17 protein-coding genes and 2 pseudogenes are annotated in these 22,653 nt (G+C 51.9%); 9 read left to right on the top strand and 10 right to left on the bottom strand.

Annotated elements, in window-relative coordinates; genetic code table 11:
* Positions 1–103: 103 nt before the first annotated feature.
* From B4923_RS01160 to bglB, 3 genes and pseudogenes are all read right to left on the bottom strand, one after another.
* Positions 104–1,138 (bottom strand): LacI family DNA-binding transcriptional regulator, encoded by a 1,035-nt coding sequence (locus B4923_RS01160; protein WP_109052516.1) that lies wholly within the window; start codon positions 1,136–1,138, stop codon positions 104–106.
* Positions 1,139–1,140: 2 nt separating this feature from the next.
* A pseudogene (locus tag B4923_RS21250) lies at positions 1,141–1,248 on the bottom strand (carbohydrate ABC transporter permease); the annotation flags it as partial.
* Between the two features lie 88 nt (positions 1,249–1,336).
* The gene (bglB, locus tag B4923_RS01150; protein WP_109052515.1) at positions 1,337–2,434 is read right to left on the bottom strand and encodes a beta-galactosidase BglB; all 1,098 of its coding nucleotides are present in this window, start codon (positions 2,432–2,434) and stop codon (positions 1,337–1,339) included.
* A gap of 505 nt (positions 2,435–2,939) precedes the next feature.
* Here bglB and B4923_RS01145 point away from each other — a divergent pair.
* The 5 genes from B4923_RS01145 to B4923_RS01125 all read left to right on the top strand — a co-directional run bounded on the left by B4923_RS01145 (position 2,940) and on the right by B4923_RS01125 (position 7,752).
* Complete coding sequence (locus B4923_RS01145; RefSeq protein WP_109052514.1) at positions 2,940–3,647, top strand: metal ABC transporter ATP-binding protein; 708 nt, start codon at positions 2,940–2,942, stop codon at positions 3,645–3,647.
* Positions 3,644–4,498 (top strand): metal ABC transporter permease, encoded by an 855-nt coding sequence (locus tag B4923_RS01140; protein WP_109052513.1) that lies wholly within the window; start codon positions 3,644–3,646, stop codon positions 4,496–4,498. The genes B4923_RS01145 and B4923_RS01140 overlap by 4 nt, the downstream gene beginning before the upstream one ends.
* Positions 4,499–4,529: 31 nt before the next feature.
* Positions 4,530–5,408: a metal ABC transporter substrate-binding protein gene (locus B4923_RS01135; RefSeq protein ID WP_109052512.1), complete on the top strand. Its 879-nt coding sequence runs from the start codon at positions 4,530–4,532 to the stop codon at positions 5,406–5,408.
* 362 nt (positions 5,409–5,770) lie between these two features.
* The gene (locus B4923_RS01130; RefSeq protein WP_109052511.1) at positions 5,771–6,733 is read left to right on the top strand and encodes an ROK family protein; all 963 of its coding nucleotides are present in this window, start codon (positions 5,771–5,773) and stop codon (positions 6,731–6,733) included.
* Positions 6,730–7,752, top strand: a complete 1,023-nt coding sequence (locus B4923_RS01125) for a LacI family DNA-binding transcriptional regulator (protein WP_109052510.1) — start codon at positions 6,730–6,732, stop codon at positions 7,750–7,752. Before B4923_RS01130 ends, B4923_RS01125 begins: the two co-directional genes overlap by 4 nt.
* Here the strand turns inward: B4923_RS01125 and B4923_RS01120 are convergent.
* The 3 genes and pseudogenes from B4923_RS01120 to B4923_RS21245 form a co-directional block, all read right to left on the bottom strand.
* The gene (locus B4923_RS01120) at positions 7,733–8,548 is read right to left on the bottom strand and encodes a DeoR/GlpR family DNA-binding transcription regulator (RefSeq protein ID WP_109052509.1); all 816 of its coding nucleotides are present in this window, start codon (positions 8,546–8,548) and stop codon (positions 7,733–7,735) included. The two genes, B4923_RS01125 and B4923_RS01120, sit on opposite strands and share 20 nt — an antisense overlap.
* Before the next feature lie 156 nt (positions 8,549–8,704).
* A complete protein-coding gene (locus B4923_RS01115) occupies positions 8,705–9,685 on the bottom strand; it encodes a D-threonate 4-phosphate dehydrogenase (protein WP_109052508.1) in 981 nt (326 codons plus the stop codon).
* A pseudogene (locus B4923_RS21245) lies at positions 9,678–9,845 on the bottom strand (D-threonate kinase); the annotation flags it as partial. The gene B4923_RS01115 and the pseudogene B4923_RS21245, both read right to left, overlap by 8 nt.
* Positions 9,846–10,215: 370 nt before the next feature.
* Between B4923_RS21245 and B4923_RS01105 the strand changes: the two are divergent.
* The 3 genes from B4923_RS01105 (at position 10,216) to dtnK (ending at position 13,059) form a co-directional block, all read left to right on the top strand.
* Positions 10,216–10,536, top strand: coding sequence for a hypothetical protein (locus tag B4923_RS01105; RefSeq protein ID WP_109052507.1), 321 nt, complete (start codon positions 10,216–10,218; stop codon positions 10,534–10,536).
* A gap of 48 nt (positions 10,537–10,584) precedes the next feature.
* Positions 10,585–11,580: a 2-keto-3-deoxygluconate permease gene (locus B4923_RS01100; protein WP_109052506.1), complete on the top strand. Its 996-nt coding sequence runs from the start codon at positions 10,585–10,587 to the stop codon at positions 11,578–11,580.
* Between the two features lie 216 nt (positions 11,581–11,796).
* On the top strand, positions 11,797–13,059 hold the full coding sequence (dtnK, locus tag B4923_RS01095) for a D-threonate kinase (protein ID WP_109052505.1): 1,263 nt from the start codon (positions 11,797–11,799) through the stop codon (positions 13,057–13,059).
* A gap of 239 nt (positions 13,060–13,298) precedes the next feature.
* Here dtnK and yacL read toward each other — a convergent pair whose 3' ends face one another.
* Entirely contained in the window at positions 13,299–13,688 is a 390-nt protein-coding gene (gene yacL / locus B4923_RS01090) for a protein YacL (protein WP_109052504.1), read from the bottom strand.
* Between the two features lie 443 nt (positions 13,689–14,131).
* Positions 14,132–16,729 carry a bifunctional aconitate hydratase 2/2-methylisocitrate dehydratase gene (gene acnB / locus B4923_RS01085; RefSeq protein ID WP_109052503.1) on the bottom strand — a complete coding sequence of 866 codons (2,598 nt, stop codon included), beginning with the start codon at positions 16,727–16,729 and terminating at the stop codon, positions 14,132–14,134.
* 539 nt (positions 16,730–17,268) lie between these two features.
* Between acnB and B4923_RS01080 the strand changes: the two genes are divergently transcribed.
* Positions 17,269–18,897: a methyl-accepting chemotaxis protein gene (locus B4923_RS01080; protein ID WP_109052502.1), complete on the top strand. Its 1,629-nt coding sequence runs from the start codon at positions 17,269–17,271 to the stop codon at positions 18,895–18,897.
* 47 nt (positions 18,898–18,944) lie between these two features.
* Here the strand turns inward: B4923_RS01080 and B4923_RS01075 are convergent, their stop codons facing one another.
* Positions 18,945–19,736: an alpha/beta hydrolase gene (locus B4923_RS01075; RefSeq protein WP_245929463.1), complete on the bottom strand. Its 792-nt coding sequence runs from the start codon at positions 19,734–19,736 to the stop codon at positions 18,945–18,947.
* A 285-nt stretch (positions 19,737–20,021) separates the two neighbouring features.
* Positions 20,022–22,322, bottom strand: coding sequence for a TonB-dependent siderophore receptor (locus tag B4923_RS01070; RefSeq protein WP_109052500.1), 2,301 nt, complete (start codon positions 22,320–22,322; stop codon positions 20,022–20,024).
* Positions 22,323–22,653: the final 331 nt, after the last annotated feature.

The following is a 22,653-nucleotide window of genomic DNA, read 5'->3' as shown; positions in this document are numbered from 1 at the left end:
AGGCCCCGCTAGTGCGGGGCTTTTTTCTTTATGGCCGATATCCCCCTGACGCGTCGTTTCCATCAGGAATGCGGTTTAAGTTTTAGCGAGTGGTTGAGGCGAGCTACAACGCCCGCACCGACCCCCTGATCACCACGCGCCCCGCCAGTTCGGTACGCTGGGCAACTCCCAGCGCCTGTGATGGCGTCAACTGCTGCGTCAGCAGTTGCAGCGAAGCCCTGGCGATAGCCTCAAAGGGAAGATTCACGGTCGTGAGCGAAACGGGCAGCATATCAAGCGGCAAAATATCATCCATACCCATGACCGAAATATCGTCCGGTACGCGTAACCCATACTGGTACAGAGCATCCACTACGCCAATGGCCTGATTATCCGCGGCACAGAAAACAGCCGTCACGCCGAGACGATCGGGATGGGCGGTCAGCCAACGCAAGACGGCATCCCGCGCCGTTCGCGGGTGGAAATCCGGCAATGACAGAATCAACGCTTCGTCTACCTCAATTCCTGCCTGACACAACGCTTCACGATAGCCCCGCTCACGCTGTTTGATGGTCATACGGGATGTCCAGGTGAGATGAAGAATGCGCCGGTGTCCCTGTCCGATAAGATAGCGCACGGCAGCCGCAGCCGCATAATGGTTGGCGGGCATCACGCAATTCAACCGCATGCCGGGGTCTTCCCCATTAATCAGCACCGCCGGAATACCGCTTTCCGCAACGGCATTCAGCAGCATGGGGTGATCGTCGTTCACAATCAGGATGCCGCTTTCACGCCCGTCCTGTAGCTCACGCAGCAGTTGCTGTTCGTTAATGGTATCGTGCTCGCCCAGAAAAGGACGCAGTTGGATATTGCGTTGCAGACAGAGGGTTTTCAGCGCGTTAATCAGGGTCAGCGAGACCAGATTGTAATCATTTTCCAGCATCAGGTTGCGCGGCGTGGCCAGCATAATATGGCGCAGTGGCTCGGTATGGGGCGCCACCGCCTTACCTGCCTTATGCAAGGGATAGCCTTGCTCGACGGCAATCGCCATGATGCGCTGTTTGACTTTGGCGCTGATGGGCGCAGTGCCGTTCAAAGCACGGGATACCGTGCTGATTGAAACCCCGGCGCGATCGGCAATATCCTTGAGTGTCGACATCGTTATTTCATCCCCGTATTGGCAATACCTGTGGCGATGTATTTTTGCAGGAAGACAAACACCGCCGTCACCGGCAACAAAGAGAGCATGGTCGTCGCCAGTATATAATGCCTGCGGGTGTCAGATCGTTCACTTTACGCGTGTTGATCCACCGTTCGCTGTAGCGGATCGCTTCCAGACTCGCCATTGCCAATCTCTTCAAACAGAATGTAATTGCGCCAATAACATCAGCATGACCAGTGCTTGTCCGTAAGGCACGGCAACATTGGGAATATCGCGGTAAAACTGTAAATCGTGTCCCATGGCGGTACCGTCGGAGACGCCCTGCACCACGCCCGCATCATCAATCTGCGCGACGACGGCGGCAAACCCTTTATCCAACCGCGCCTGTGGAAAATCGTTCAACATGCCGAGCCGCCGCGCCGTTAGGATCCCGGCGATAAAGCCCGCGCTGGCGGAGGTTTCGAGCGGAGAATCCGGATCGTCCAGTAAAGTATGCCACAGACCGGAGTCGTGCTGACAACCTGCCAACGCCTGCGTCTGCTGCTCCAGAATGGCTTCCAGCGTGCGTAGCACAGGCGTAGACAGCTGATCCTGCGCCAGCACGCGCATTTCCGGCAGCACCAGCGTGATCCAGGCGTTGCCTCGCCCCCAGAAGGCATTGGCGTAATGATGTCTTCCGATGAATGTCCAGCCGTGATACCACAACCCGCTGCGTACATCCGCCAGATAGCGGGCATGGGTTAGCAGTTGATACTCGGCTTCTTCAATCAGATCGCGGCGTGACAACAGCCGCCCTGCCGCCACCAGAAAGAGTCCGGCCATAAACAGCGTGTCATCCCACAATTGTCCGGTGTTGGAGCGCTCTTTCACCGTGTGCTGAAAACCGCCATCTTCCGTTTTGGGTAACGAATGCAGCAGCCAGTCGGCCCATTCGCTTACCGCCTGCCGCCATTGCGATGGAGCTTGCGGGTTATCCAGACACAGCAGCGCCAGCACCAGCATCGGCGCCGTGGAATTGATCTGACGCGGCGGCAGGCCGATATCCAGCTTTTGCTGATACCATTGCTCCAGCGCCAGCAGCATGGCACGGTCCTGCTTCAGATTCGCCAGTTTCCAAAAACCGTAAAGCCCGACGCCCACTTCCCAATCCCATTCCTCAAACTGAATCGCCAGTTCATCGGCAAGATCGGTCTCCTGCGTCACGCTGTCGATGGCCTTTAGCCGGCAGAATGCCCGCGCCACCTGCTCCAGCAACGCTTCGGTTTGTAACTTATCGAGCGAGCCCGTCGGCATCTTATGCGCCCCCTGTTTCGTTAATTTAATGCAAATTTGCATTAATGTTGACTTGCATTCAAATTTTGACAATTCGCATTAATAAATAAGATTGCCGCCTTTTTATATGTGATGAATCCCACACAAACACGCTCTATAAATAAAGAGTTAAAATATTTTTAACGCGGCTCACATAAAACAGTTCATGACGACGGCGAAATAATGACGCGGCAATGCAAATTTGCACGATTAAATACCGTGCGGTTTCAGGAGAGAATTTTCAGCAACCCTGCGCATGACGCGACCCCTCATAACGGGGAAGTCTCATAACGTTTTTAAATACTTTTTTACCTATTCCGGCATTCCGCATTGAAATAAAAATGTTATGTTATAATATAACAATTCATATCAATGAGCGGATAACGATGATGAGCCTCTATTCCCTCTCCGCCCCCAAACGGGTACTGCTGGTGTCAGCGCTATTGTCATTCCTGTGGTTACTGGTTGTCTGGGCGGTGATGTTGCCATGATCGCATTACAAGAACTGGCGTTTGGCTACCGTGGCCAGACTCCATTGGGGATACTGAGCGGAAGCTTCAATTCGGGATCGCTAACGGCGATTATCGGTACGAACGGCAGTGGAAAATCTACGCTGCTAAAAACGCTGGCGGGGCTGCTTCCGCCGCTGTCCGGCACCTTTCGCATCAATAGTGAGGGAAAAAATACCATTGGCTACCTGCCGCAGCTTTCCGAGTTTGATCGACAGTTTCCTATCAGCGTCTGCGATCTGGTCTTGATGGGCTGTTTGCCGCACAGCGGTCTGCTGCGTGGTATTTCCGCCGATTGGCGTAATAAAGCAATACGGGCGCTTGAAGCGGTATCCATGGCCGGGTTCGCCCATCAGCACATCGGCAAGCTCTCCGGTGGGCAGCTACAGCGTATTCTGTTTGCCCGTCTGCTGCTGACCCAATCGCCCATCATTCTGCTGGATGAACCCTTTACCGGCATCGACAGCCAAACCACACAGACCCTGCTGACCATTCTTCAGCAACTGCATGAAGAAGGCCGAACGATCCTTACCGTGCTGCACGATCTGGAACTGGTTGAGCAACATTTCCCCCAGGTTCTACAGCTGATCAACGGCAGTCACCGCTGGGGAAACCGACAGCAGATCTTCGCCAGTCAGCCGACAAGCGCCAGTGCCGCTCCGGTACTGCGGAGCGTGGCGTCATGACGTGGTTTTATTTAATCAGTTCGCCGTTCGCCGAATTTGGCTTTATGCGTCGCGCACTGGTCGGCTGTCTGGTTCTGACGCTCAGCGCCGCGCCGCTGGGCTGTTTTCTGCTGCTGAGAAGAATGAGCCTGATTGGCGATGCGCTCTCTCACGCTGTCCTGCCGGGCGTTGCCATTGGCTATCTCGTTTCCGGCATGTCCCTGCTGGCGATGGGCATCGGCGGCTTTATTGCCGGGCTGTCGGTTGCCATGCTCTCCGGCCTGGTCAGCCGTCAGACGGAACTGAAAGAAGACGCCAGCTTTGCCGGCTTTTACCTCGGCTCACTGGCACTCGGCGTCACGCTGGTTTCCCTGCGAGGCTCCAGTATCGATTTGTTGCATGTGCTGTTTGGCTCTATTTTGGCCATCGACCGCGCCGCCCTGATCGACATTGCGCTGATCGGCTCGGCTTCTCTGATCGTGTTCGCCATTATCTATCGGGCGCTGGTGATTGAATCCTTTGATGTGACGTTCTTGCGCATTGCATCCGGCCGCCATCGCGCAATGATTCACGGCCTGTTTCTATCGCTGGTCGTGTTGAATCTGGTAGCGGGTTTTCAACTACTGGGCACGCTGATGGCGGTCGGCATGATGATGCTCCCTGCCGCCTGCGCCCGCTTCTGGACACAGCGGCTTTCCATCATGCTGGTGACGGCGATGCTTCTCGGCATGGCGTCCAGCCTGATCGGGCTGCTCTGGTCATACTACGCTGACCTGCCGGCAGGGCCGGCCATTATTTTGACCACGACGCTGTTTTTCTGTTTTTCAATTTGCTTCGGCCACAACGGCGGCATGCTCCGTGCTCGCCGCTGATTCCATAATGTAGAACTTCTGTGAGGAAAAAATGAAACGTTCACTACTCGCGCTTGCTTTATCCGGTCTGCTTTTAAGCCCGCTGGCGATGGCAAAAAACCTGAATGTGGTTGCCAGCTTTTCCGTATTAGGCGACATGGTCAGTCATATTGGCGGCGATCGCGTTACGGTAACCGAACTGGTCAAACCCAATGGCGATCCCCATGAATTCGAGCCGTCTCCGCAGGACAGCAAAACGCTGGCAAAGGCCGATGTGGTTTTCGTTAACGGTCTGGGGCTGGAAGGCTGGCTGGATCGGCTGGTTACCGCATCGGGCTACACCGGCAAAGTGGTCACCGCCTCCGACGGCGTCCAGACGCGGACCATGATCGAAGACGGCAAAACGGAAACCGATCCCCACGCCTGGAACAGTATGGGCAACGGGGTGATCTATGCCAACAACATCGTTAATGCGCTAATTGCGGCAGACCCGCAGAATGCCGACGACTATCGCAAACAGGGGGAAGCTTATATCCGGCAGTTAACCGAACTGGACAGCTACGCAAAGAAAACCTTTGCCGATATTCCACCAGAAAAACGCAAAATATTGACCAGTCATGATGCATTCGGCTATTTCAGCCAGGCATATGGCGTGAAATTCCTGTCGCCAGTCGGCTATTCCACCGAATCAGAAGCCAGCAGCAAAAAAGTGGCTTCACTGATCAAACAAATCAGAGAAGAAAAAATCAAAACCTACTTTATTGAAAACCAGACCGATCCGCGTCTGGTGAAACAAATTGCCAACGCCAGCGGCGCACAACCCGGCGGTGAGTTATATCCGGAAGCCCTGACCGATGCATCCGGCCCTGCGTCAAGCTACACCGCCGCGTTTAAACACAACGTTGATGCCATTGCATCAAGTATGAAATAACGCGCCATGCCAGCCCCGAGGGGAAACGCTGACTCCGTTTCCCCTCGGTAAAAAACATAGCGCTCACTCTGATGGCGGGATGGGAGACTCGTCGGGATTATTTAATGACGCCCAAAACGTTTAGTAAACTAAGAAAAAATCTTACTATTCCTGCCGTGATATTGTTCACAATCCTGATTTATTTTTGCTTTCATTTTCAGAAATGAAAGCAATATCATAATGAAATATAGGAATAAAAATAAAAAACCATTCCATAACATCAATAAAGCCAATTGAGTTTAGTAAACAAAAAGAAGTAGACTGACGAAACAGGTGATGGCGCTGCCTCCATCCGTTGGGGTTTTGAGCGGGAGCGATGAAGCATGTTAAGTCTGGGTATTGATATCGGTGGTTCGAAAATAGAAGCTGTGGTGCTGAATTCCCTCGGCGAGACGGTGTACAAACAGCGCTACCCAACGGAAAAGCAAAGCTACATCGCGTTCTTCACCCTGTTGTGCCGCGTGATCGACGATGTTCATCAGGCAGTGTCACATCCCTTCAGCATCGGTATTTGTCTGCCGGGAACCGTCGAAGCGAGCAACGGCGACATCAAAAACTCCAATATTCTGGTCATTAACCAGCAGCCGCTGCCTGCCATGCTTGAAGCATACTGCCGGCAGCCGATTGCCATCAGTAATGATGCAAACTGCTTTGCGCTGTCAGAAGCCATTGATGGCGCGGGAAAAGGATACGACACCGTATTTGGCGTGATCCTCGGCACCGGCTGCGGCGGCGGTATTGCCATTCATCAGCAGGTGATAGACGGGCGCAACCGCTGTGCCGGTGAATGGGGACACAACGCTTTACCGCGTTATAGCCCGGAACGAGATGGCCCCACCGCCATCTGTTACTGTGGGCAAGATAACTGTATTGAATCCTTTATTTCCGGCACGGGTTTATCGCAACGCTACAACCTGCGCTATCACCGCTCGCTGACCGCCAAAGAGATTCTGGATGCCGTCGATATGCAGGATGGCGATGCTCGTTCTCAGTTTACGCTATTTCAGGATCAACTGGCCCGCTCGCTGGCGGACGTCGTCAATCTGCTCGATCCTGATGTCATCGTAATTGGCGGCGGGTTATCAAATCGTCGCGTACTGTATCAGGGGCTGGATACGCAGGTTGCCCGCTATGTTTTCAGCAATACTTTTACGACGCCCATTCTTCAGGCGGTACACGGGGACAGCAGCGGCGTTCGGGGCGCGGCGTGGCTGGGACAAAAACTGTCGTCAACATCCGCTGAAACACCACGCGGTATGCCCATACGGATCGAAGGTAACGAATGACCAAACGTATCAGGATCAGGGATATTGCCGCAGAGGCGGGCGTTTCGGCAGGCGCGGTGTCACGGGCGTTAAAAGGACAACCGGGCCTGAAAGATGAGACGCGTGAACGCATTCTCGGCATTGCGCAGCAACAGGGCTACGACTTCACTCGGCTGCGTAATGATAAAGTCCGCCGCGTACTGTTTTTACTGCATCGCCAGCACAATATTTCCAGCGCATTGTCGTTCTATTCACCGTTATTGCTTGGCGTGGAAAATGCCTGCCGGGAAGCGGGGATCGCCCTGAGCTTTCTGGCATTGGGCCCTACTGACCCGGTGGAGCAGCAGGTTCGTCTGCACAACCCCGATGCACTGCTGTGCGCCGGCTTTTTTGAACCAGAACTGCTTGCGGTTTTACAGCATATGCAACTGCCGTTGGCGCTGGTTGACCTGTGGTCGCCGCACCTTCCCTGCGTCAATCCCGATAACTTTCAGGGCGGCTATCTCGCCACTCGCCACTTGATTGCACAGGGCAGAACACGTATCGCGTTTCTCGCCAGCAGCCTTGCTCACTACAGTATCCGTCTGCGCGAAAAAGGCTACCGTCAGGCGCTGTTTGACGCCAAACGGCTTACTCCACCGGAATACGAAGCGATTGCGCCTCCCCTGTTGGATATTGAAGCCTCGCTGACCCAAGCCGTGGAAGAATTGCTGGATCTGCCTCAACCTCCCGATGCCATTTTCGCCTACAATGATTCCGCTGCACTGATTGCCATGCGGGTTTGTCAGCAGCGCGGATTAACAATCCCGCAGGATATGGCCATTGTCGGTTTTGATGATATTGAAACCGCCGCCATGGCACACCCTCCACTGACGACGATCGCCATCAATAAAGCCGTACTCGGACAACAGGCGCTACAGTTGTTGATTAACCCCACAGGGGAAAATCAACAGCGGCTGCTGGCGGTAGAACTGGTGCCAAGGGAAAGCGCCGGGGAAACGCTCATCCCGCGTGAAACACTCACACCAGTTTCAGATTAAAGGGCTGTGCCTTAAGCTGGTTTTGTACATCGGGAGGGAGCCCTACGTCCGTAACGATGTCGCTCAAATCCGCGAGCGGCGCGACACAGAACAGGGAATAAGCGCCGTATTTGCTGCTGTCCGCCAGTAATACCCGGCGGCTGGCATTCAGGCCGAGATCCTGTTTCACGCCCGCCTTTTCCTCGGTCGGCGTGGTGATGCCTTTTTCCAGACTCCACGAGTTACAGCTGATAAACGCAATATCCGGGTAGATGCTGCGCAGCAGACGTCGGCCATGTTCACCAATACATGACTGGCTGCTGTCATCAATACGTCCGCCGATGATAGTGACTTCAATCTGTTTGAATTCAGACAGAAACAGCGCAATTTGCAGGTCAGCCGTAATAACGCGCAGCGGTAAATGGGTCAGGTTACGCGCCAATTCCAGCGTGGTGGTGCCGGCATCCAGCACCACCGCACTGCCCGGTTGCACCAGCGTCGCCGCATAGCGGGCAATCGCCTGCTTTTCCTGCAAATTACGTTGCAGTTTCTCGTTGGTCGTTGGCTGGACGGGGATAAAGCGATTGAGAGTAACGCCGCCGTGACTACGGCTAATCACCCCCTGTTCATCCAGTTTGATCAAATCGCGGCGAATGGTCGCCGGGGAGGCATCAATGATGGAAACCAGCTCATCCACCGTCACCAGATTATGGCTCTTCAGATAGTCCATAATCTGATCCAGACGGCTTTGCCCTTTCACTCTCTCTCCACTTATGCGCAAAGCATCGCTCAATGTTCTCTCCTCGACGATATTCATCCGCTTAACTCATACTTCCGGCAGCCATCAATGCCAGCGAACCGACAACGCGATACCCGGAACAAGAGGAGACGCAAACGTCTCCCTGTTATACCCTGGGTATATTATCCCTGGATTGATGGCTCTCGTCGTGAGAAGTCCGTCACTAAGCGCGAATTACGCGAGCTGCATGGCTAACTGGATTGAGATCGCCATGCTCTCAGACTTCGCTTTTCCTGTCCACGCAATATCAAAAGCCGTACCGTGATCGGCGGAAGTACGAATAAAAGGCAGCCCGGCAGTGATGTTAACCCCATCATAAAAACCGAGCAATTTCAGCGGAATATGCCCTTGATCGTGATACATCGCCACCACCATATCATACTGGCCTTCATAGGCTTGCAGATAAACGGTATCCGGCGGGCACGGGCCGTACACATCAATGCCTTTGGCCTTCATCGCTTCAACAGAAGGCGACACGATCTTGATCTCTTCATCGCCGAACAACCCATTTTCGCCGGCATGCGGATTGACCCCGGCGACCGCGATGCGGGGATGTGCGAAACCAACCCGTTTCAGAAAGGTATCCGCCATCGCAATGACCGTTTCAACGCGATCGCGGTTAAGCGTGTCAAGGAACTTACGCAATGCGATGTGCGTTGAAACATGAATCACTTTCAGTTTATCCGTATACAGCACCATCGCGTAGTCGCGGCTGTTGGTCAGTTTCGCCAACAACTCGGTATGCCCCGGATAAAGATGGCCGGCAGAATAGAGCGCTTCTTTATTCAACGGAGCGGTAGCGATAGCATGCACTTCGCCCGCCATTGCCAGTTCTGTCGCGCGTTTAATGCAGCGGTAGGCCAGATCGCCCGCCTGCGCCTGAACCTCGCCGGGCTTCAGCGTCTCCGGCTCAGCCAGCGGTTCATCGATTATGTTAATCACACCCGGTGTAAAAATGGCATCGGCAGGCTTATCAATCACCCTGAGCTCCACCTCTGGCACGACATTCAGCGCAAGAATACGACGCAGTGTCTGCACACACCCAACCACGACGGCAGGCGCGCCGGAAAGTTCCCCCTCGGCCAGAGACTTGATAATAATTTCCGGCCCGATACCAGCCGGATCACCCATGGTTACTGCTATAGTTTTACTCACTGGCCTTCTCCTCAATAAAACGTAAAACGTCGAGCAAGGTGGTTTCGTTGCCAAAACCGCCTGCTTTAATCATCACAGGCGCATCACCGACCAGACAGTCCTGCCGTCGTCCCCATGGCACACAACCGGTAATTTGTCTCTTAATCTGAAACCCGCGAGCCTCCGGCACGGCGGCGGCGTATGAAAATGAGCCAGGATATCGTTCAGTACCACGTCACTCGGCTACATCAGGGTAATCTTTTTTGATCGATTTCGCTCACTCAATCCGTCATAGCGGGGGCAGGATAACGAAATCACCAGACAAACAGAGATAATACGCCAGTCTCTTCTCGCCTTGTCATTTGAGTTCATGTTGATTATATTAAATCATAATTGATTATATGTGAGCAAGATCAGATTATTTAATATCTAATTAACTTATAAATTACTCTTAGTAACACTGCGGATTGCCGTCTCTCTTCATGATCGAACAATCCCGGTGGGCAAAAGTCGCGTGAAGAGAAAATTCAGCACAGCAATAGGTAGACAGGATGAATATTCACAATACGCTCCTTAGCAAGGTTCAGACACTGATTCAACAGGCCCGCCAGCAGGCTGGACAGAAGCTCCTGTCGCGTACGCCGCTACTCTTGATTACAGGTTCAGCGACTGGTGAAGAATGCGCCAGCGCCGATCGACGCCAAAAAGGTGTGCGTTATGTATTTAACGTTTTTCCAGGCCGCGCCCGGCAATTAGCCGCGGCGCAAACGCAAAAGGCCATGATTAAGGCGGAGAACATGGGGCATCGACAATCGGCTGCACTTACGGTTCTAACGGCGCCGATGGTAAACATGATGACGTATAGAAAATAGATATAGGGTGGTTATTTTCTATATTGGCATATCCAGGAGAGATTAAAAATGGCTACAGAATCTAAAGCATTTAGTGTACCGATGTTTGATTTCATGAATAAAATACCTGGTGGATTAATGTTAATTCCACTAATCCTGGGGTCAATTTTTGGAACTTTTTTTTCTGATGCATTAATGGTGGGATCTTTTACTACAGCACTGTTTAAAAATAGTGCGATGCCATTAATTGCACTATTAATTTTTGCAACCGGTACACAGGTATCCTGGCGCTCCAGCGGACCAGTTCTCGCCCACACCGGGGTTGTTGTATTCATGAAAAGCGTCGTACCAGGATTCCTGATTGTTTGTTTAGGTTTATTTATCGGTATTGATGGTTTTTTAGGGATCTCCATTCTGGCTTTACTGGCAGCCGCGGATAATAGTAACGGTGGTTTATGGTTAGCGTTTACCGGGAAATACGGCGACTATCGGGATCGTGGAGCCTATATGGGTTCCGCGGTTACTGACGGCCCATTCTTTAGCATGTTATTTTTAGGGGTTTCCGGATTAGCTGAAATACCCTTATCCATGTTTGTCGCTGCTATTTTACCCTTCATCTTGGGCATGATAGTCGGTAACCTCGATAGTAAATGGAAGGCTATTTTAATTCCGGTACCTAACATCGTCATCCCGTTCTTTGCTTTTGCATTAGGTACCGGCATTAATCTTACCAGTGTTGTTACTGGCGGCGTTCAGGGTATTGTTGTCGGGATAATCGTTGCACCCTTTACCGGTTGGTTAGTTTATCTTGGTTACAAATATATTCTTCGCCGCGGCCCTAAAAGCGGTATCGGTTTTGTCGCCGGGACAACGGCTGGTAACGCGATAGCCAATCCTGCAATTATTGCAGCGGTTGATCCCCGGTTTGCCCAATATGTGGACGTTGCAACGGCCCAGGTCGCCGCATCAGTATTAGTGACTGCAATACTGGCTCCCGTTTTAGCTTCATGGATGTTAAAACGCAACAATGCCTTAAGTTCACCGGATGCAGAAGAAATGGCGTAATTTTCAGACTGTGGGACAGAACATTGTCGTTTTGAACAACGCAGCAACAAATTCGTCGAGAACAAATTTGGCCAGCCAAAGGCGGGCCTGCGGCGGGAAACAGGACGCCGCTCATTAATCCCCGGAAGCGCCAACACCAGAAAGGGACCGGGGGGAAGCGTTAAAAAAACTATTATAAATCAGTCAGATAATAATAACCATTTCGAGAGGAATGATATGAAATTATTAGTTATTGCCGATGATTTTACCGGTTCTAATGATACAGGCGTTCAATTTGCTAAAAAAGGCGCAAAAGTCGATGTCTCTTTTTTATGGGATGATAAAAACGAAACCGATACGGAAGTGCTGGTCATTGACTCAGAAACCCGGGCCGTATCCATTGACGAGTCCAAACGGCGAATAAAAACCTGCATTATTCAACAGGAAACAGAATCTCAGGGGATGACGATTTACAAAAAAATAGATTCAACCCTGCGAGGTAATTTAGGTGCTGAAATAGAAGCCATTTTTGACGTAACGAATATCAGGCTGGCATTAGTCGTCGCGGCAATCCCTAATAATGGACGAGTGACCAAAGAAGGCATTTGCTATGTCAACGGAATACCGTTATTAGAAACAGAATATGCAACGGACCCCAAAACGCCGATCCATTCGTCCTCCATTAAAAACATTATCGCCAGCCAAACTGAATTGCCCGTTCACGAAATTCATTTGGCGGATATTCGCAGTGGGAATGCGAACCAACTCATTGATATAATTGTAAATAAAGAACGTTCTATCATTATATTGGATACTGAAACCGAGGAGGATTTGCGGATAATAGGCCAGACGATTGATAATATATCCTGCCCTGTTGCTTTTGTTGGCGCTGCCGGGTTGGCCAGTGTATTGCCTGAACGTTTTTACAAAGAGCGACACAATAAATCACCCGCGTTAGTGATATCTGGCTCTATGAGTGATGCAACGATTAAGCAAATTAACCATGTGGTCAAAAATAGTTTAGCCGATGTTATTGACATTGACGTCGACAGATTATTGTCCAATGATTATATTCAGTTATTAACCGAGGTGGTTACCGAGGCTTCAGATATCCTTAAAAAAGGACATCACTGTATTATTCGATCGTGTACTGATTCCAGCGCCCGTAATACTATTGATGAGAGATGTGAAAAATTGGGTTTCTCCAGGCAGGAACTGGGGGAGACAATAAGTTTAAAACTTAGTGAGATCGCCAGAGAAATCTTACAAAAGAACAGCGTTGGCGGATTATTTTTAACCGGCGGCGATATTGCCATTGCTGTTGCAAAAACAATTAAAGCGAAAGGCTATCGGGTCCAACATGAGGTCGCGCCATGTATTCCCTGCGGCGTCTTAATTGATAGTGAAATAAATAATGCCATTCCTGTCATCACAAAAGCCGGTGGTTTTGGTGCGGAAGATGCGATAAAAGTATCTTTAGAATTTTTTGGAAAGATTTAATTTTTATACTTTATCATACGCTTAATATTTAAATATCGACGCGATGAAAAATCACTTAAAAACATAGCCATTAATTATAGCGTCTGTATTTTTGCGCGTTCCCGGCATAGCACACGCTGAACGCACACGTCCATGGCTGGCGGGTGCGGAGCCGTCTGATTATCGGACCTGGTGACCGCGAAACGGCCACCTTTAAGCAAAACGGCGATTACACAGAATCACCAACAAGAGTCGGAGCGTCATAATGTTTTCTTCTGCCCTGTCGCGCCATTTTCCCATACAAACTCACGATATTTTCTCATTACCGTCAGAAAATCATCCGTGCCGCAGAGCGACAGACTTTCCTCATCGTAATAGCTCATCCCGTCTTCCATCTCATCGACGGAAAATTCAAGCTGGTTGGCGCGAATCATCACCTCTTCGCTATCCAGCAACAGGGTATATTCATGACCGACATACTGCCACTGACGTTCGCTCCCCGACACGGAATGCGCCGCCGCCTCCACCTGTTCAAGTAACGCTAAATTATCTTTCACCTCTTCGTTAAACCAGTGGCCAAGGGCTTCATGCCCCATTGACATTCTGACTATCACCTGACCGGTAACATCGCGCAGAAACTCGTAGTCCATGGTGCCCCCTCCTGTATCACTCTCATTATTTTTAGTTTAAAGGGCATTGGATATTGCCACAGTGATGGCTCGCAAACGTCTGGTAAAAACCGGTAAGATTATTTGCTTCGCAGGCCGCCGAACCCGCTGACATGACGACAGTGCGTAAAACTCACCACCGCTTCCCGTGCCGGATGACCGATTTATTCCGGCCCACCATCTTCAGATCTTTCGCAGCACTATCATAACCCATTGCTATATAATGGAAAATTATATTCCTTACGCTACCGGCCAAATTCATTTTTATGAGCAGGCAGGCTATCTGGCGTTACCGCGGCGATGGGAGCGAAGTTATCCCAGAGAAGGGAAGAAGAGATAAATATCCGATAAAACACAATGCCGGTCACATTAAGCGACCGGCATTAGGCCCGATGGCCTCCCACGAAGAACAGCACTATAGCGATTTAGACTGCGGTCTGGAAAATCACGCCATCCGCTTTCTCGGTATATTGACCCAACTGGTCAAAATTCAGATAGCGGTAGGTATCCTGCGCGGTCTTATCCACCTGGTTCATATAGGTTTGGTACTCTTCCGGCGTCGGCAGACGGCCCAGCAGGGATGCCACCGCAGCCAGTTCGGCGGAAGCCAGATACACATTCGCCCCCGTTCCTAAACGGTTCGGGAAGTTACGCGTGGAAGTTGAAACCACCGTCGCACCGTCGGCCACTCGCGCCTGGTTACCCATACACAGCGAACAACCCGGGATTTCAATCCGCGCGCCGCTCTTGCCAAATACGCTGTAATAGCCTTCTTCCGTCAGCTGAGCCGCATCCATTTTGGTCGGCGGCGCAACCCACAGACGGGTCGGCAACTGGCCTTTGTGGCTATCCAGCAGTTTACCTGCCGCACGGAAGTGACCGATGTTGGTCATACAGGAACCGATAAAGACTTCATCGATCTTTTCACCCTGCACGTCAGACAGCCAGCGGGCATCATCCGGATCGTTCGGCGCACACAGGATCGGCTCTTTGATTTCAGCCAGATCGATGTCGATAACGGCGGCATATTCCGCATCGGCGTCCGCTTCAAGCAGTTGCGGATCGGCCAGCCATTTTTCCATGCCCTGAATACGTCGCTCCAACGTGCGACGATCGCCGTAGCCTTCCGAGATCATCCATTTCAGCAGCACGATGTTGGAATTCAGATACTCAACGATCGGCGCTTTATCCAGCTTGATGGTACAACCCGCGGCGGAACGCTCCGCCGAGGCATCCGTCAATTCAAACGCCTGCTCTACTTTCAGATCCGGCAGACCTTCGATTTCCAGAATACGACCGGAGAAAATGTTTTTCTTACCTTTTTTCTCCACGGTCAGCAGACCCTGCTTGATGGCATACAGCGGAATGGCATGAACCAGATCGCGCAGCGTAATGCCCGGCTGCATTTTACCCTTGAAGCGAACCAGAACGGACTCGGGCATATCCAGCGGCATGACACCCGTTGCAGCGGCGAAGGCCACCAGCCCGGAACCCGCCGGGAAAGAAATGCCAATCGGGAAACGGGTATGGGAATCGCCACCGGTCCCCACGGTATCTGGCAACAGCATGCGGTTCAACCAGGAGTGAATGACACCATCGCCCGGACGCAGGGAAACCCCGCCGCGGTTCATGATGAAATCAGGCAGCGTGTGGTGAGTCGTCACATCAACCGGCTTCGGATACGCCGCCGTATGACAGAAAGACTGCATCACCAGATCGGCGGAGAAGCCCAGACAGGCCAGATCTTTCAGTTCATCGCGGGTCATCGGCCCGGTGGTGTCCTGCGACCCTACGGAGGTCATTTTCGGCTCGCAGTATTCGTTCGGACGAATACCGGCGACGCCGCAGGCGCGGCCAACCATTTTCTGAGCCAGCGAGAAGCCCTTGGCGCTGGCTTCCACCGCTTTGGAAATACGGAATACGTCGCTGTGCGGCAGCCCCAGCGACTCACGGGCTTTGGACGTCAGTCCACGGCCAATGATCAGCGGGATACGTCCCCCCGCGCGAACTTCATCCAGCAGTACGTCGGTTTTCAGTTCAAACGTCGCCAGCACGTCGTTGGTGTCATGACGGCAGACTTCGCCTTTGTACGGGTAGATATCAATCACATCGCCCATGTTCAGGTCATTGACATCCACTTCAATCGGCAGCGCACCAGCATCTTCCATGGTGTTAAAGAAGATCGGCGCAATTTTACCGCCAAGCACCACGCCGCCGCCGCGTTTGTTAGGCACATGAGGAATGTCATCCCCCATGAACCACAGTACGGAGTTGGTTGCCGATTTACGTGAAGACCCCGTGCCGACCACATCGCCAACGTAAGCCAGCGGGAAGCCTTTTTTGTTCAGTTCTTCAATTTGTTTGATGGGACCCACCACGCCCGGCTGATCGGGTTCAATGCCTTCACGGGCATTTTTCAGCATCGCCAGCGCATGCAGCGGAATATCGGGGCGCGACCAGGCGTCTGGCGCGGGTGACAGGTCATCGGTGTTGGTTTCACCGGTCACTTTAAATACGGTTACGGTAATCTTTTCCGCCAGCTCAGGACGGGACAGGAACCATTCGGCATCCGCCCAGGATTGGATAACCTGTTTGGCATAAGCGTTACCCGCTTTCGCCTTCTCTTCCACATCATAAAAGTTGTCAAACATCAGCAAGGTGTGAGACAGGGCTTTGGCGGCAATCGGCGCCAGCGCGGCGCTGTCCAGTGCTTCAATCAGTGGGTGGATGTTGTAACCACCTTGCATGGTGCCCAGCAGCTCAACGGCTTTCTCAGGCGTCACCAGGGGAGAAGTGGCCTCGCCTTTTGCAATGGCCGCCAGAAAACCCGCCTTCACATACGCGGCTTCATCAACACCAGGGGGAACGCGGTTAGCTAACAGATCCAGTAAAACATCTTCTTCGCCTGCGGGTGGGTGCTTTAATGACTCAACCAACGCGGCCATTTGTATGGCATCTAACGGCTTAGGAACAATCCCCTGTGCAGCCCGGTCGGCTACGTGCTTACGATATTCTTCTAGCACGACTTTCTCCTCGCTCTCATTGTCTTCGTTATGCCCGGCGCTCTTGTTCCCGGTCTTGATGTCCATGCCTGGGTGTAAGCTTGTGGATGTAAGGTAATAGAGTGCCCGGTTCAGCCTCGTCAGCATACCAGAATTTGAATCGATTGTTAATTCGTTTACATAATAGCAACATTAATTATTATTAAATCGACCCTTTGCACGGTTAGCTATTTTTTATCCGATGCAGGCTGACTTCAGCAGAATAGCATGCTCCTGATAACACACACTATACCCAATAGATTTCAAGGCGATCATCGCGTAAATCATCTTGCTTTCCAAACCGATAACGGTGTGGGGCAAAAGACCCGGCACCGCGGCTCTTTAACAAAATGGCGGGGATGGCATGGCAGGAAAAAGTCCGGACCGTTCACGATGGAATATGCGTAATTGTTAATAACCCGGCCCCGGCGTAGCTCATAATAAATCAGTATGCAAACAATTGCCCCAACTGCCGATAGGCTATTAATAGTTAGGACAATATTGATACACCGGGAGTCGCTATGTTGTTGTTGCGAAATATCACCATCAGAAAAGTATTGTTGATTATTCTCAGCCTTTTTTTGTTGTTATGGGGAGGCGTCTCATGGTTCACATTATCATCCCTCAATCAGGCGACGCATTTCCTGACCATCGGTAATACGCAGGTTGAAGGGTTAAATACCCTGACCGACGGCAATAATCAGGCATTACGCGCCGCAATCCGCCTCAATCAGGCCATGACGCTGATGCAAAGCGGAAAACTGGACGACATTGACGTTACGGTTTCGTCTGCCGTCGACGCATTACAGAGCAGCAAAGATAACCTTGAGAAATTCAAACAACAAACGCATCCACAGATTGATCGGCAGGTAGTCGATAATGTGATTGCAGCCTGGAGCAAACTCATCGACCAGGGATTGCAGCCCATGATGGACACTCTGCAAGAAAAACGCTTTGCCGAGTACCGTCGTTTATTCCGGGATGATTTTCAGTCTTTGAATGAAGCATTTATCACCGAGTTAAATCTTTATCAGGCCCTGTCAGCGGATAACCATACGTTGCAGCAGATCTATTCACTGGTCGACTGGTGTAAAAAGATCCTGATTGCCGCCATGGCGACGGGCGCCATCATCCTGTTGCTGACCGATCGTTATCTGTCGAGCTACGTGGTTAAACCCCTGACCTTGATTAAAGCGCATTTCCGTACGCTGGCGGAAGGACGGCTCGATCGCTCTCTGGAAGATTTCGGCCGTAACGACGCAGGCCAGCTCATTCCCTATCTGAAAGAGATGCAGGAAAGCCTGAAATCAACGGTATCCACCATCCGCGACAGCGCCCACTCCATTTATCAGGGCACAGCGGAGATCAGCGCCGGTAACAACGATCTCTCTTCCCGTACGGAACAGCAGGCATCGGCATTGCAACAGACCGCGGCCAGTATGGAACAGTTGGGTATTACGGTGAAACATAATACCGATAACGTTCATCAGGCCACGAGACTGGCGGAGAATGCCGCGACGGTCGCCAAACAGGGCTGGGAAATGGAGCGTGAACTGGGTGTCATTATGCAGAGTATCGCCACCAGTTCGCATAAAATTACCGAAATTACCGGCATGATCAACAGCATAGCCTTTCAAACAAACATTCTGGCGCTAAACGCCGCGGTAGAGGCGGCGCGCGCCGGTGAGCAAGGACGCGGTTTCGCCGTGGTGGCGGGCGAAGTGCGTAATCTGGCGCAAAAAAGCGCTCAGGCGGCCAAGGAAATCGAGAGTCTGATCGCTGAATCCGTTGAACGCGTTAATGCCGGTTCCAGGCAGGTCGTGCGGACCGGCGAAGTCATGGACGGCGTGATTACCTCTATCCGGCAGGTGAACGATCTGATGGGTGAGATTGCATCGGCTTCTGACGAACAGGCTCAGGGGATCAATCAGGTCAGTCAGGCGGTTACGGAGATGGACAGCGTCACACAGCAGAACGCCGCACTGGTGGAACAATCCGCGGCAGCGGCGGCATCGCTGGAAGAGCAGGCCCGCCAGCTCACTCAGGCAGCGGCAATATTCCAACTCGGGCAGGACGGCGATCGACAGGAAGACACCGGCGCCTTCACACCGCCAATTCCACAGCTATCGATGCTTGGAACGGCATCCTGAGAATCGGGATGTCGGGGAAAAAAGCTGAAAACCATTTTCTGACGTTCTTATCGACCATTTCCGGCAGGGTCCTGCCGGAAATGGGTACGCAACGCATGCTGCAAAGCGAACAACGGAACGGATTGATGCGACTGTTCAGGATAAATATCCAGCGTAACCTGTAAATTCGGTGAGTGGTTCTGCAACGACCACGCCAGCTCCCGGATCCCATCGACCATCCTCCTCTGGTGACGATGCCGCCGCAGCGCGAGGCGCTGTTCGTCGGGCAACTGCCATTCCCACGGTTCCAGAGACTGTTCATATTCTCCCACCGATAAGGCCAGACTGGCGGTTTGCGGTATGGAACGCGCAAGAAAACGTTCGGCTTGCTGAATAAGGTAACCCCCATTCCACCAGACGGATGGACTGGCGGCATAAAAATGCTGAAAAGCATTTGGAGCAGCAAACAGCGTATCGACAGTAAACAAACCGCCATAGGAATGACCGAATAATGCTTCGCGCCGGCGGTCAGTTGAATATTTACCGGCAATAAAGGGTTTTAACTCGCTCAGGATAAAGTGACGAAACCCTGCCGCATTACCCGCCATACCGGATGGATAATACCCGCCCTGCGGATTCGCTTCCGGCACGATGCACTCAACCGCAGGGCGATAGTCCCGCTCACGCCGGGTAGGGCCATCGTAATCAATCGCCGCAATAATCCCCCCGCCCATGCCGCAACGCGGATGGGCCAGCGCGTCCATCAATGACACGGCGACAGGGAAATAGCGGGCGCCATCCAGGAGATAAATAACCGGCCAACCCTGCGGCGGCGGCGTGATATCAGGACAAAAGGACATAATGCGAAAGCGCCCGCATGCGGACGAGTCAAACATCTCATCACATGTATTGCGTAACTGATACATCCATCCTCCCGAACTTCTTCTTATTATTTATGTTGACGCCCTGCTTGCCAAACCCAAAAACGCCGGGAGCGTTTTTTGACCACGCCCGGCGTTGGTCCGTCAGGGATGGCTGACCACAAAAAATCCGGTGGGGTAAATTACCCCCACCGGAAACGATAGTGCGATGACGCCCGGTCTTTTAATCGGCGCCGACACGCGGCGCCGGCTTACCATAACCGTTTAAAAGCGGGTATTCAGGCTGACAAAGAAAGTTCTGCCCGGTTCATTGTAGGTGGCCGCGCCTGCACCATATGAAGTTACGGTCGTTCCAGCGGCAGTGGTATTAGTCAACGACTGCGCATTACCTGCCCTGAACTGACGTTTATCAAGCAGGTTATCAACACCGACAGTAACACTGGCATACTTATTCACATCATAAGTACCACTCAGGCCGAACACCGCATACGGGCTAACTTCGTGCCGATCATACTCGGCAGTCAATGGCAGAGACGATGTTGCTTCTCCCTTATAGTTATATTTCTTCGGCTTCTGACGACCATACCAGGTCATGTCTGCCAGGAAAGAAAGGCTGTCAGTTGCCTGCCAACTGACAGAGGAATTCAGGGTGAATTCCGGCGTGATCGACAAATAATCACCAGTGGTTTTGTTTTTCGACTGCAACATCCAGGTAATATTATTATTCCAACTGATAGTATCCGTTACTGGAATATTCAGCGTACCTTCCAGCCCTTCCACCAATGCTTTTGGTACGTTTTCCCATTGAAGAATGGCTGAATCAAGCGTGGTCGTTGAACCTGTTGAATGTATGCCAGATTCAATCTTATTACGATAATCATTACGGAAATAGGTCACGCCAGCCTGATAACCGTTACGATGAAACTCAAGACCAATTTCCTTATTGATACTGGTTTCCGCTTTCAGATCCCCATTCCCCATCAGGTAACATCCGTTGGTACCTGCAACATTACAACCATTGCCACGGCTATAGAGCAAATAATTGGGGTTCATCTGATAAAGGTTCGGTGCTTTATAAGCGCGGGCAATACCCATTTTCAACGTAAAGTCTTCACCCAATTGTTGAGACAAGTTCAACGATGGGCTCCAGTTACTCCCGACTATACTGTGATGATCGAAACGTAAAGCCGGCGTCAGCATTGTGCTGTCAGTCATTTCAATATTGTCTTCAGCAAAGACCGATGCAATACGGGCTGACATACGATCGTTGCGTGTACCAGTAGGGTATCCGTCGATGATTCCACCCTGTTGCGATTGCGTATTCGACGCCGGATCTTTTAATTTCTGTTCAGACCACTCCACCCCAATGGTTGCCGTCTGATTAAGCAGCGCCTCAAACGGGATATTAACTTCACTGTGGCCAGTAAATACATCCAGCTTAATGGTGCTGAAGTCATTCCCTTCCGGCCGGCCGGCTGGCCCACCCGCCAACAACTCAAAAATACGCGTATTGTGGGTACGTTCATATTGCAGGTAAGAGGTTGAACTTACACCACTATCCCAGTAGCCACGATGGGTAATGGCGAAATTCTGCCGGTACATCCGATTGGTTTCTCGACCATAATTTTCCAGTGAGGTGGCACTACTGTTGTTATTTTCGGTATCCCCAGCGTAGATATTGCCCTGACGGCTGAATCCGGCCTCAAATTCCAGCGACTGCTGTGTGGTAATGTCCCAGCGCAGCAGACCATTAATATCTTTATTACGCACCCCTTCACGCCCGGCCGGGATCGTAGTTGCCAGCGGGCTGATCTGGTGACCGTCGTTAATGTCCCAGGCATCGGCCTGCGTTTTATTGATATTACCGGACAAGCGGAAACTCAGGTTATCGGTCAACCCGCCCATCAGGCTGAAATCGGTGCGTTTGGTCGCCCCTTCAGACTTATGCGCCGGCATATTCATATAGGTATTCCAGGTGCCGTGCAGTTCCTGCGTCGGCTGTTTGGTAATGATATTCACCACCCCGCCCGCGGCCCCGTTGCCGTAGCGTGCCGCAGCCGGCCCCCGCAACACTTCAATCCGCTCTACCATATCGGCAGGTACCCAGTTGGTGTCGCCACGGGTATCACGCTCGCCGCGCCAGCCATAGCGTATTGCATTACGGCTGGAAACAGGTTTGCCGTCCACCAGAATCAGGGTATTTTCCGGGCCCATGCCACGCAGGTCGATCTGACGGTTATTTCCACGGGAGCCACTGTTTGAGTTACCCGACAGGTTAACCCCCGGCATGGTACGTATCAGTTCCGACAGGTCGTTAGCCGGTGGACGCTTACTGATATCTTCCGCGGTAATCACCGACACACCGGGAGCCTGCCGGGTTTGTTCTGCGGCGGTCACCACCATGGTATCGCCCGATGTGGTATTATTTTCAGCCTGTTCCTGAACCTGAGCGGCAGGTTCGTCAGATGCAGCGCCTGTCGTTTGCGCAACGGTCAGAAAAGCGCTCATCCCACAGCTGACGCCAATGAGAGTCGCCAGATAATGGCGTGGTTGTGGTAATTTCATCAAAATCATCCTGCCCTGTAATCAATGAGTCTATCGTCTGACAGACGTTCTGGTGCCGCTACGAATACCGCCAAACGTAACGGGCAATCAGCAACGTGCTGAATAATAAGGGCGGAGAGAAAACCGGCGGCAAGCACGGTTGTCATCAAGGAGAACATCGTGTGTCGTTGTAAACGCATGTTGTTCTACATATGTATTGTTGTAATCAGTCAGTCCTTTTTCTCCGCAATACCAAAAATGGAGCATGCGCATAAACGATGAGGCAACGATCCCCAACGAAAAATGCTATTGAGAAGTATTTGCATTACCATTTTGGTGCAGTCATTGTTAC

Source organism: Brenneria roseae subsp. americana (assembly GCF_003115815.1).
Classification (GTDB): domain Bacteria; phylum Pseudomonadota; class Gammaproteobacteria; order Enterobacterales; family Enterobacteriaceae; genus Brenneria; species Brenneria roseae.
The sequence above is the reverse complement of the archived record's forward strand: the minus strand, read 5'-3'. Positions and strand labels throughout refer to the sequence as shown.

Coding starts and splice junctions, on each gene's coding strand:
- B4923_RS01160 (WP_109052516.1), bottom strand. CDS start 1,138: ATGTCGACACTCAAGGATATTGCCGATCGCGCCGGGGTTTCAATCAGC.
- bglB (WP_109052515.1), bottom strand. CDS start 2,434: ATGCCGACGGGCTCGCTCGATAAGTTACAAACCGAAGCGTTGCTGGAG.
- B4923_RS01145 (WP_109052514.1), top strand. CDS start 2,940: ATGATCGCATTACAAGAACTGGCGTTTGGCTACCGTGGCCAGACTCCA.
- B4923_RS01140 (WP_109052513.1), top strand. CDS start 3,644: ATGACGTGGTTTTATTTAATCAGTTCGCCGTTCGCCGAATTTGGCTTT.
- B4923_RS01135 (WP_109052512.1), top strand. CDS start 4,530: ATGAAACGTTCACTACTCGCGCTTGCTTTATCCGGTCTGCTTTTAAGC.
- B4923_RS01130 (WP_109052511.1), top strand. CDS start 5,771: ATGTTAAGTCTGGGTATTGATATCGGTGGTTCGAAAATAGAAGCTGTG.
- B4923_RS01125 (WP_109052510.1), top strand. CDS start 6,730: ATGACCAAACGTATCAGGATCAGGGATATTGCCGCAGAGGCGGGCGTT.
- B4923_RS01120 (WP_109052509.1), bottom strand. CDS start 8,548: ATGAATATCGTCGAGGAGAGAACATTGAGCGATGCTTTGCGCATAAGT.
- B4923_RS01105 (WP_109052507.1), top strand. CDS start 10,216: ATGAATATTCACAATACGCTCCTTAGCAAGGTTCAGACACTGATTCAA.
- B4923_RS01100 (WP_109052506.1), top strand. CDS start 10,585: ATGGCTACAGAATCTAAAGCATTTAGTGTACCGATGTTTGATTTCATG.
- dtnK (WP_109052505.1), top strand. CDS start 11,797: ATGAAATTATTAGTTATTGCCGATGATTTTACCGGTTCTAATGATACA.
- yacL (WP_109052504.1), bottom strand. CDS start 13,688: ATGGACTACGAGTTTCTGCGCGATGTTACCGGTCAGGTGATAGTCAGA.
- B4923_RS01080 (WP_109052502.1), top strand. CDS start 17,269: ATGTTGTTGTTGCGAAATATCACCATCAGAAAAGTATTGTTGATTATT.
- B4923_RS01075 (WP_245929463.1), bottom strand. CDS start 19,736: ATGTCCTTTTGTCCTGATATCACGCCGCCGCCGCAGGGTTGGCCGGTT.
- B4923_RS01070 (WP_109052500.1), bottom strand. CDS start 22,322: ATGAAATTACCACAACCACGCCATTATCTGGCGACTCTCATTGGCGTC.